This window comes from Stenotrophomonas pictorum JCM 9942 (assembly GCF_001310775.1).
Lineage (GTDB): Bacteria > Pseudomonadota > Gammaproteobacteria > Xanthomonadales > Xanthomonadaceae > Stenotrophomonas > Stenotrophomonas pictorum.
Genome location: NZ_BAZI01000778.1, coordinates 1 through 615, shown reverse-complemented (window position 1 = coordinate 615; position 615 = coordinate 1). Strand labels below are relative to the sequence as shown.

Genomic DNA, 615 nt, shown 5'->3' with positions numbered 1-615 from the left:
ACTAGGGCCTGTTAACACTATCGCAACGATTCGACGATCAGTGCGAAGTGGATGAAGGCCGCGAACATGACGTCGAGCTTGTCGAAGCGGCTGAAGATGCGGCGGAACCCTTTCAGACGGCGGAACAGGCGCTCGATTTCGTTGCGGCGCTTGTAGATCTCGGTGTTGTACGCCCATGGCTGGGCCCGCAGCGGATGCGGGGGCACGACCGGATCCAGGCCCAGATCCAGCGCGAGCTGCCGGGTTTCATTGCCCTCGTAGGCGCGATCCATGACCAGATGGCAGCGCGCGGGCAGGGGTGGCAGGGCATGCAGCAGGGCGCGACCGGCTGGGGCATCGCCCGCCTGGCCCGGCGAAAGCGAGAAGGCTAACGCGCAGCGGGAATCCGCGGCAGCCATATGAATTTTGGTGGTCCAGCCTCCGCGGGAGCGGCCGATGGCCTGCGGGCCGTTTTTTTTCGTGCGCCGGTGCCGTCCGGGTGGACCTTGACGATCGTACTGTCCAGGCTGACCGCCTCCAGCCGCACCCGGACCAGCTGTTCGGCCTGCATGCGCTCGAAGACCCGATCCAGGACCCGGCCTTGGCCCACCGGTTCATCCGCGTGTAGATCGTGTG

General features: G+C 65.5%; 1 pseudogene. It reads right to left on the bottom strand.

Annotation, left to right across the window (positions count from 1 at the left end):
• Positions 1–17 precede the first annotated feature (17 nt).
• Positions 18–615: pseudogene (locus tag JCM9942_RS18680) on the bottom strand (IS5 family transposase); the annotation flags it as partial.